General features: G+C 41.3%; 11 protein-coding genes. All 11 read right to left on the reverse strand.

Annotated features, from left to right (window positions below; translation table 11 throughout):
• Positions 1-41: 41 nt before the first annotated feature.
• The 11 genes from EPX21_RS07535 to EPX21_RS07585 all read right to left on the reverse strand — a co-directional run bounded on the left by EPX21_RS07535 (position 42) and on the right by EPX21_RS07585 (position 9,843).
• Entirely contained in the window at positions 42-269 is a 228-nt protein-coding gene (locus tag EPX21_RS07535) for a hypothetical protein (RefSeq protein ID WP_240768579.1), read from the reverse strand.
• A gap of 12 nt (positions 270-281) precedes the next feature.
• The gene (locus tag EPX21_RS07540; protein ID WP_134089061.1) at positions 282-737 is read right to left on the reverse strand and encodes a heme-binding domain-containing protein; all 456 of its coding nucleotides are present in this window, start codon (positions 735-737) and stop codon (positions 282-284) included.
• A gap of 27 nt (positions 738-764) precedes the next feature.
• Complete coding sequence (locus EPX21_RS07545; protein ID WP_134089062.1) at positions 765-1,184, reverse strand: hypothetical protein; 420 nt, start codon at positions 1,182-1,184, stop codon at positions 765-767.
• A gap of 31 nt (positions 1,185-1,215) precedes the next feature.
• Positions 1,216-1,731 carry a DUF305 domain-containing protein gene (locus EPX21_RS07550; protein WP_240768581.1) on the reverse strand — a complete coding sequence of 172 codons (516 nt, stop codon included), beginning with the start codon at positions 1,729-1,731 and terminating at the stop codon, positions 1,216-1,218.
• 9 nt (positions 1,732-1,740) lie between these two features.
• The gene (locus EPX21_RS07555) at positions 1,741-2,397 is read right to left on the reverse strand and encodes a DUF3347 domain-containing protein (protein ID WP_134089064.1); all 657 of its coding nucleotides are present in this window, start codon (positions 2,395-2,397) and stop codon (positions 1,741-1,743) included.
• A 121-nt stretch (positions 2,398-2,518) separates the two neighbouring features.
• Positions 2,519-3,580 carry a YncE family protein gene (locus EPX21_RS07560; protein WP_134089065.1) on the reverse strand — a complete coding sequence of 354 codons (1,062 nt, stop codon included), beginning with the start codon at positions 3,578-3,580 and terminating at the stop codon, positions 2,519-2,521.
• 114 nt (positions 3,581-3,694) lie between these two features.
• Positions 3,695-4,900 (reverse strand): efflux RND transporter periplasmic adaptor subunit, encoded by a 1,206-nt coding sequence (locus EPX21_RS07565; protein ID WP_166670706.1) that lies wholly within the window; start codon positions 4,898-4,900, stop codon positions 3,695-3,697.
• Between the two features lies 1 nt (position 4,901).
• Positions 4,902-6,200 (reverse strand): efflux RND transporter periplasmic adaptor subunit, encoded by a 1,299-nt coding sequence (locus EPX21_RS07570; protein WP_134089067.1) that lies wholly within the window; start codon positions 6,198-6,200, stop codon positions 4,902-4,904.
• Positions 6,175-7,428 carry a TolC family protein gene (locus tag EPX21_RS07575; protein WP_134089068.1) on the reverse strand — a complete coding sequence of 418 codons (1,254 nt, stop codon included), beginning with the start codon at positions 7,426-7,428 and terminating at the stop codon, positions 6,175-6,177. The genes EPX21_RS07570 and EPX21_RS07575 overlap by 26 nt, the downstream gene beginning before the upstream one ends.
• Positions 7,429-7,453: 25 nt before the next feature.
• On the reverse strand, positions 7,454-8,347 hold the full coding sequence (locus EPX21_RS07580) for a ribose-phosphate pyrophosphokinase (RefSeq protein ID WP_134089069.1): 894 nt from the start codon (positions 8,345-8,347) through the stop codon (positions 7,454-7,456).
• Positions 8,344-9,843 carry a thymidine phosphorylase family protein gene (locus EPX21_RS07585; RefSeq protein WP_134089070.1) on the reverse strand — a complete coding sequence of 500 codons (1,500 nt, stop codon included), beginning with the start codon at positions 9,841-9,843 and terminating at the stop codon, positions 8,344-8,346. Before EPX21_RS07585 ends, EPX21_RS07580 begins: the two co-directional genes overlap by 4 nt.
• Between the last annotated feature and the right edge of the window lie 6 nt (positions 9,844-9,849).

Here is a 9,849-nt window from a genome sequence, read left to right on the forward strand (position 1 = left end):
AAAAATTAATAAATTTATAACTCGAAAGTCTCCTTAAGGTTTCATCCTAATGTGTCTAATTTAGTTTGAAGACGTACAAATGTAAGGGCGGGCATCGGGATTTGCCCGTTTACGGCAATCGCCCTTTTTTGCTTACCTGCATAGTTGACAAGCGTATCTTTTACATACAGCTCGTAACGCACTACTTTTTGTGCAAACAGCGTTTGTGTGCAAAGCAGTATCAGCACTGTTTGCAGTATTCTTATGGGTATTTTCTTATATCTGTTCATTAGTTGAAAAATTTATTTGATGCCGTCTTCCATCATACTAAACCACTCCATCAAAACCTGCTTATCCTCCTGTGATAATACCGCATTGCGATGAATGAGTGTGTATGACGACAAAGGCATTTCCTCGTCCTTGACCTGCCCCGCCATAGCCCTGAACTTATTTCGTTGCCTGCGGGCAGAATATTCGCCAAACTCGCTAAAGTTGAGTTCCTCTTTGCCCTTTTTGATATGCTCTGCCATGTACCATGCTCCGGGCTGGATACGGCTATACCATGGATAACTGGTGTTGTTACTATGGCAGTCGTAACAGGACTGGACAAGGATAGCCTTTACATTTTGGGGTACAGGGTACACCCTTTCGATATGGGTGGCTGGCATTTCATCCGACAGGTTCCGTAACGGCTGAAAAAACTGTATGCCGATTAAGATAACAGCCAACCCCAATATGATTTTCTTTTTTAAGGACATAACATTGTAGCTTCATTTAAAATGTGACTACTGCTTCTTTAAATAATTAGCATAGTTCTCCTTGCTTTCAAAGTAGGATACTTCACCGTTTTTTCCCGTAACGGCAATCACCGCAAGAGCCTTGTCTACCTGCTTATGGGAATAGGGGTCTAATGCCACCCGAACGTCGGCATCTTTTGGAATACGCTCCTTGCACATTTCGCAGCATCCGTAGTAGGTTTTACCGTCAAATTTTACGTCAAACTGCTTTTTGCCCATGTAGGCATCATTCACCATGCAGACTTCATCCGATGGAACCAATTCGCCTATTTGGGTACTCTGCTTATGGCTTTCCGGAGTTGCCTGGGAATGATGCTCTGCCGCCTCATCCTTATTTGACCTTGCTTGCCCGCAAGCAGTGAGTAGCAGGGTCAACAGGGAGATAAAGCCGATTATTATTTTACTCATGTCGATATTATTTTTAATATTATTACTTCTCCTATTTATTGTTTTCAAACTCTTTGAGCTTGCGCTTCATCAGTTCAATTTCTTCCGCCTGGGTTTCAAGTATGTTTTTTTGCAGCTCTATCAGTTCGGGGTCGGTCAAATGTGCCTTTTTGGACATCAATATGGCTGCTGCGTGATGGGGTATCATACCCTTTGCAAACTGCTTGTCCCCGACATTGATTTGTTCCCTGATACCAAACCATGAAAAGATGCCAACGGCGACCGAGATTATGGCTATCACCCAATTCATCTTCCTGTTGGCGTACATCATTTTCATTATCACTAATTCGATAAGCAACATTGCCGAGGTCATCAGCAGGGTCATGTACAGGTTGTTGACATTGGGTATTAGGTTCTGCCACCCGTCAATCATGGCATACATGATAAAATACATCGCTGTGAACATGGCGACAGCCATAACCGCAAAGCGTTTATACATGCCCGAAGCATGTTCTGAATTGTGCGTGCCATGCTCCGAGGCATGACCCGCTTTGTGACTGTTTTGCATAGCCTGAATTTATTTGCCGTTAATTGTTTTTTCCACCTTACCGCAGGTCAGCATTTCAGCGCCGTAGTAGGGGTTTTTGATTTCCTTGTTTGCACTGAACCAAACAGCACCCTTACCGTCATTGAACATTGGGCAATGGTCTTGATACAATGTTTGCGATGTACCGAACAAATCAATCAGGTCTTTCAAATCTTCGCCAAGCGAGGCCAAATGTTCCCGCTGGTGATGGATGTTGCCAACATTTTCGCCGATATGCTCTGCGTGTTCTTTTGCATCATCCGCTATGTCCATGTACTTTTTGTGCTTATCGGCAGGAATGGTTTTCATGTCCACTTTATTCAGGGTAGCTAACAGCTTTTTCCCTGCACTGGCGGCAGCTTTGTCATCGTCCGAAACAAGGGCGTTCTTTAATGATAGATAATCGGTAACTATGGGTGCAATAGAAAAGTTTTTTGCTTCTTCTTTTGCTGCATCCTGACCGTTCGGTGTTTCGCTAACGGCGGGCACAGCTACCGTATCATTCTTTTTGGAGTGGGAAGCTGGATGTTCTTGTGATACAACAGTAGTATCGTTTGAAGATTGCTCGTTTTTGTTGGATGCCTGATTGCATGATACTGTTATAAATGCCATGATAACAGCCATGATTGATAATCTTACATTTTTCATTTTATTATTATTTTAAATTAAACAAGTGCTTTTGTGGTAGTTGCCGTTGTAAAATTCCTTACGGACAACCGATAACAGTTTTATTAAGCGGTACAGATGATACATCCATACCGCTCTTTTATTACATTTTTATAAGAATGCCGTTAGGCTTTTTGCCTACGTTCAGGGTCTTTGTTACGGTATGGGATGATACATTGACTACAGAAACCGTGTTGCTTTCCTGATTGGTAACGTAAGCGGTATTGCCATCCTGTGTAAATACAATGGCGTGCGCTCCTGTACCAGCATCAAGGACACCAGCAAGCATCCACATACTCATGCCATTGTCCCAACTCCAGTAATGAACCTTTCCGTTCATGGGGTCGGTAACCCACAGTTCATTTTTTGAAGCATTGTGGGCTGCATACCCAGGCATAAAGCCTAAGCTAATGGTTTCTATTACGGCATTGGTAGCTACATCAATAACCGAAATGGTCTGTGAAGCCTCATTATCCACATACATTTTGCCGTTAGCGGCAGGCCAAGCTCCTACAGGGTCGTCACCCACGGTCAGGGTTGCCACCACACTTTTTGACGATGGATTGATGATTGAAACCGTACCACTGCCACCATTGCACACATAGGCTTTTGTGCCATCCATGCTAAAGGTTACTTCTGCGGGGTCTTCGCCTACCGCAATCGTATTTTTGACCGCATAAGTATTAGCATCGTAAACCAAAACTTTTCCATCCATTGCCATTTGTGTGGTCCATATTTCTGTGCCATCAGGCGAATAAACGGCATTGTGGTTCATTGCCGGAGTTTCAATGTCTTTTAAGACGGTTCCTTTTACGGCATCCATTATCAGGATACGCCCTTTCATGCCTGCCATGCCACCGGAATGGCCTGCGCTCAAATCCATTCCAGGTACGCCGATAGCTAAATGGTTTTGATGGCTGTAAATGTGATGCGGCCACATGACCATGTTGCCGCCGGAGTTCATGATGTCAAAGGTTTCACTCACGGTATTGTCACTTAGTTTTATGACAGAAACGGTTGCGCTTTCGCCATTGACTACGTAAGCTGCCGGATAATCAATGTTTTTACCCATTGGCATATCGCCCATATCATCTTTACTACAAGAAGATAGAACGGTTAAGGAAATGGTAGTAGCTATTGCCACCAAAGTTGCTCTGTTTTTCATTTTTACTCATTTTTAGATATTAGAAAATATTTGTGTTAATCGCTACTACTATGATGCTTACACTCATGGCGGGACTTTAATTACATTGGAGCAGCGTCCAACTGCCTATCAGATTTAATGGTCATGTCTTTGTCCTGCTCCGCTTTTAAGTATAAACTCACTGCTGATTAAATATGCACCTTCGGTAACAACGATGTCACCTGGTTTTAATCCTGATGTAATTTCAATCCACTGCTTGTTTTGCACACCTGTTTCTACCATGCGTTGCTCAAATGTGTTATCATGGGCCAATACCCAAACGGTTTTCATCTTTTCCAGCAGTACTGCCGATTTAGGAACTGCCAGCACATTGGTAAACGATTTTTCGGGAACGACCGAAACCAATGTGCCGGGTATAAGTTTACCGGCTGAATTGTTTACCCTGATTTTAAGCAGGTAAATTCTTTTGCCTTCTTCTATTACCGGGTTGGAGTAAACCAACGTACCTTTGTAAACTTCTCCGGGATTACTGTCGGCAAACACCTGAAAGGTCTTGATTTCTTCAAGTCCTGAAATTTCATTGGGATACAATTGCGCTTCGACCCAAACCTCATTGAGCGAGGTGATTTTTACAAGTGGGCTGCCTTCTGCCACATACATGCCCTCGTTGATGTTTACTTCGCTTACATATCCCGCTTCGGGCGAATAAAATGTAATGAGGGAATTTGTTTTGCCCGATGTTTCCAGTTCGGAAATTTGCCTTTCGGTTAAACCCCACAATGTCAATTTGTTTTTTCCAGCACTTAATAAATCGCTTGTCAGCTTAGATATAGGGATTGTTGTTTTTGCTTTTTCCAGCACGGACAGATATTCCTTTTCATCTGTTTGCAGTTGTTCACTGTAAATACTGTAAAGGGGTCTTCCTTTTTGAAGATATACACCTGTGTTTCTTACAAACAGTTCGTCAATCCTTCCTTTTGCACGGCTGCTAATGGTCTTTACCTGTTCTTCATTAATGGCAACTGTTCCTAAAATAACGGAAGATGATAAAATGTTTCTTTTTCTGACGGTATCTGTTTCAATACCTGCCAATGCCTGCTTATGCTTGTCAATGGTGATAATGTTGCCTTGCATTCCTGCATGGTCGGTTTCTTTCTTCTCTACTTTGATTAAAGACATATTACAAACGGGACAAGAACCAGGTGTTTCGCTTGCTACACTTGGGTGCATGGGGCAAGTATAATAACTGCCGGATGTTTCCTGATGGCTTTCTTGCCCGTTCTTACAACCCGTAAGAATGAGTATTGAAAGCAATATAGTTGAGATAATAAACTGCTTCATGTCAATTTGCATTTAAAAAAGTTTCACTGTCAGTCATCAAACCCGCTTGTTTTGCAATTTCTTCAGTAGGTGAAAGACCGCTTTTAATGATTGTCATTCCGTTGTTGCTTGCTCCAGCAATTACTTTCCGCACCTGAAAAACTCCCGCTCCATTGCGGGTAGTATCTGTTTTGACCCATACGTAAGCATTCAATCCCGTAGTGTAAACTGCCGTTGATGGAACCTGTAAATTTTCATTACCGCTCAAAGCAAAGCCTGCGGTAACAAGCGAATTTATTTTCAGCGAATTATTGGGATTGGGCAACACAATCCTAACTCTTGCAAAACGCTGGTCAGTTTCTTCAAATGTCTTTTCAATCAAAGCAACTTTTCCGTTGAGAAGTTTTGAAGGGTCGCTTTCAGAAACTATTTGTGCAGATTGGTTTTCGTGAATTTGACTTACGTTTCGGTTGGGAACTGAAACCAATACCCAAACTTCCTGTAAATCATTTATATTGAAAAGGGTTTGTGCTTCGTTTACATATGTACCTTCACGAATTTGCGAAGCGGAAACAGCATAAGAGCTTGTATTGATGGCATTCTGCTGCGTACCCATGTCGTTCATTGCCGATGTGCTTTTTGCAGTAGTGTTTTGCTGCGATGTTAAAGCATTGAAAAAAACATATCCGTTTGAAGGACTGAAAACAGAAACTGTTAGGGCAACTGCTCCCTTTTTTTCCAACTGTGCAATCTGATTTTCGGTAATACCGAGCAGACGTAGCTTTTCTCTCGACTTTTCTATTAAATAATTATCTGCACCTGATTTGAAAAGAAAAAGATGTTCTTCCTGAAAGGTGCGTAAGCCGGGGCTGTATATGTCCATGATTTTATCGCCTTGCTTTACGTATTGGTTGCTGAATTTAACGTATAGCTTCTCAATCCTTCCTCCGAAACGGGCTGCAACGGATTGATTTCTGTTTTGAGCGAGGGTAATAAAGCCTTGCGCTTTCTCGGTTTTTCCACTGTTGCCTGATTGCAGTCTAAAGGTTGCCTGATTTGACAAGACCAGTTTGTTTGGTGAAACTGCCTGCTCCAATTCTTTTTCCACCAACTGCAATTTCATATTACATACAGGACAATCGCCGGGGTGCGGATAGGTTTTATCACCTTCGCAACCCATAGGGCAGATGTACTCGCCCTCAACCTTCTCATGATTTTCATGCCCTTGTTCACCTTGTTCATTTTTGCAGGATGATAACGCAGCTACCAAAAGCAAACACACCATAATGCAGATGCTATTTAATTTCTCTTTCGTATTCATATTCGGCTTCCAATTTTAAAATATTGAACAGTTTGTCATACGCTTCCATTTTTTTCATCAGCAACATTTCCCAGGCATCCAGCAGCACAAAAAAATCGCCTGTGTTTTGCTTGTAGGCAAGCAGGTTGGCTTGCAGGTTGTTCTCATAGGCGGGAACAATATTTTTTGTGTAGCTCTGATATTGTTCGTTTTCGTAATTAAGCATCGCAGTTTTTTCGGCTAACATTTTTGAAGCCATGAGTTGCATTGTTTCCTTTTCCCGTTCCATAGACTGAATTTGAAAACCGATTGACTTTACTTCAGAGGAATACATTTTAGACGACCAGGGAACAATGGGAATTGTTACCATTCCCATAACTGACCATTGGCTTGGCATACCAAACATTTGGGCATGTTCGGCACGGATACCAAAGTCAGGTCTTGCGCTTGTTCTCATTACTTTTTGCTCCAACTTCATGGATTGAATGTATTTGTCAAGCGCCGTAATATCACTACGGTTAGAAATGCTTACAGTATCTGCAATGCTGAATAGGTAGTTGCTTGGCGTAATGAGTGTATCAATCTGAAATGACGTGTTTGCATCACGCACCATCAGCGTGTTTAATCCGATATTGTTTTCGGCAATCACGCTGTTAAGCATTACCAGCATATTTTTTAATTCGGCTAAACGGGCTTTTGCTTTGTAAATAGTTTGCAGTTGTGACTGGTTATTGGTGAATTTTTCTTCGGATGTCGTGATGAGCAATTGAAGTATTTCTTCACTTTCTTTTAGAATGCGTTGTTTCTTCTCCGCTACATAACGGTTATAATACAGAATTTTCGCTTCACGCCTCAACTCGTTTTTTGTCCATTCGCTTTTCGATTTTTCGATTTCAGCCAGTGAACTAATGTAACTTTTCTTGGCGTTCAGTTTGCTTGGATTGGGTATCATCTGTTCTACGGAAAAAGCAATACCCGCCTGGTTCATGGGGTCGTTTTTTTCTTTGAGCATGGAAAAGTCGTAAGGAAAACGCATGATGCCTGTTGAAAAAGTGGGCGGCATCCATGCTTTTGCACCGTCTGCTTTTGCCTGAATAGACTGAATGCTGTATTGATACCGAATAATGGACGGGTAATTAGTTTCCACCTGCTGCAACAGTTTTTCCAGTGAAACGTAAGAGGTATCCTGTGCCTGTGAATGTATCGTATGCAGACACATCAGGAACATAATGGTTATTGATTTTTTCATTTACCTAATTTTAATTAGAAAAATTTCACTTTTCTTCATTGAACACTGATTTGAATAATCCACTTATATCAATTCCATTACTCTCATGTGAAATGGTGTTCGTTGTAACTACCATTTCAGCCCCGGCATTTAATAAATCCTGATAGGCGTTGCCTGCAAATACAGCATGAATACCTATGCAAATAGGTGGGTTCATTCCTGCATTTTTAAGATGACCAACCGTTTCAATCATAGTTCGGGCAGTGGAAATAATATCATCCACCAAAACAGGTTTATGATTTTTATATCGGTCTATTTGAGGAATTGAAACTTTTACGTTTCTGTCACCATGCCTAACTTTTTCTAATATGATAAAAGGGGCATGTGCGTTATTGGCTACCTCGGAAACCCATTGCTCACTTTCACTGTCAGGGCCAATCAGTACCGGATTTTGAATATTGTTCTTTATCCATTCTGATATATGATTTGCTGCCTGAACCACAGTCGCAGGAACCGAATATATTTCGGACAAAGTATTATACCTGTGCAAGTGCGGGTCAACGGTGGTAATAGTTTCTGCAAAGTTTGAAATGAACGATGCAAAGTATTTTGAAGTAATTCCCTCTCCTGAATGAAATTGCTTATCCTGTCGCATATATGCCAGATAGGGAGCAATAAGACAAGTGCATTTAGCCCCAAGTTCCATAGCAGTTTTGGATAGAAAGTATAAGGGCAAGAGCTTTGTATCAGGGCGGTCTAAAGAACAAACCATGACAACCTTTTTTCCTTTCACATCTGAATGAATACGGATATACGTTTCTCCATCCGGGAAATTGCGAATAGTGGCTTCGCCTTTACTGACATTATATCGCTTTGCTATCGTGTCAACCGTGGGTTCATTCCCCGGCAATGCAAATAGTATTGTTTCGTGTTCTTTCATTTAATTCGTATTATGTTGTTTTGAATTTTGTAATAACCCAAGGCATAGTTTAACTCTCCTTGTGCTTCTGCATAAATGGTGAACAAAACATCTCCATTAATAACTTGCTTACCTAAATGTGAGTGAAGCAAAACACCTGCTTTGGGTGATTTTGGAGCACCAGACAGTTTAGCCACTTTTGCTAATTTTCTGCAATCAATTTCATTGATAATCCCGCTTTGTTCTGCTAAAATATCCAGACTGAATGCAGCAAATTCAGGCTCGGTAAAACGCCCTTGTGCTTCACAAATGGAAATAAATTTTGTATAGGCGCTGCCTCCTTCCAGTATTTTTATTGCTTTGCTTATGCCTTTACCTTTTTCAACATTTTCGGAAAATTCTAATAACTCACCTGCAAGTAGTAAAGCTCTTTGTTTTAAATCTTCGGGTGCATTGTTTTCATTCCGCAGAACGCTTAACACATCCATTGCCTCTAATGCAGGGCCAATTCCCCTGCCAACTGGTTGTGAACCATCAGTAACCAGGCATTTTATTTGAAGGCCAACGGCATCAGCCACCTCTTCAAAATGTGATATTAATTTATTTGCGTTCTCTTTTGTTCGGACTTTTGCTGTTGAACCCACAGGAATGTCAATAACCACATGCGTTGCACCTGCGGCTTTTTTCTTTGAAAGAACCGAAGCAATCATCTGTCCTTCGCTGTCAATATCCAGTGCTTTTTCAACAGAAATAAGGACATCGTCAGCTGGGCTTAGACTAACTGAACCGCCCCAAACCAAACATCCGTTTTCCCTGCTTACTACTTCTTTCATTTGTTCCATTGTAAGTTCTACGTTGGTCATCACTTCCATTGTATCTGCCGTTCCTGCTGGGGATGTAATGGCACGGGAAGAAGTTTTAGGGATAGTCAAACCTGCTGCTGCCACAATGCTTATTACAATAGGAGTTGTCCGATTACCCGGCAAACCGCCAATACAATGCTTATCAAAAATGGATTGATTATCCCATTCTAAATTTTTACCGGAACGAACCATTGCTCTGGTAAGACCTTTTATTTCATTTATGGAAAGATGATTGCCAGACGTAGCAGTAATAAATGCTGCGAGTTCTATATTGGAATATTGTCCTGTTGAAATATCATAAATAATTTGGTTCAGTTCAGTCTCTTTTAATTCGTTGCCATACATTTTTGACCTTATCAATCCAATGGATGCAATAGGTTGCAAGTGAGATACAATAATTGCATCCCCATCACTTACGCCTAATCTTTGTGCAGCCATTATTGAAAGCCCGGCTTCACCATGTTTCAACAGTTCGTTGTAAACAACGTTAAGTGTAGCAATGATACTTTCATTGTCAAAATGCACTACTACCCGTGTTAGGGCAGTAAATCCTTCCGAAAGACATACATCGCAGTCCGAACGCATATAGATGATGTTTTCTCTGTAGGTGTCTATACCAAGATTTTTTATCTTCAGTGTTTTATGATTATGCATAATTTC

The organism is Olivibacter sp. XZL3 (assembly GCF_004368405.1).
Classification (GTDB): Bacteria; Bacteroidota; Bacteroidia; order Sphingobacteriales; family Sphingobacteriaceae; genus Olivibacter.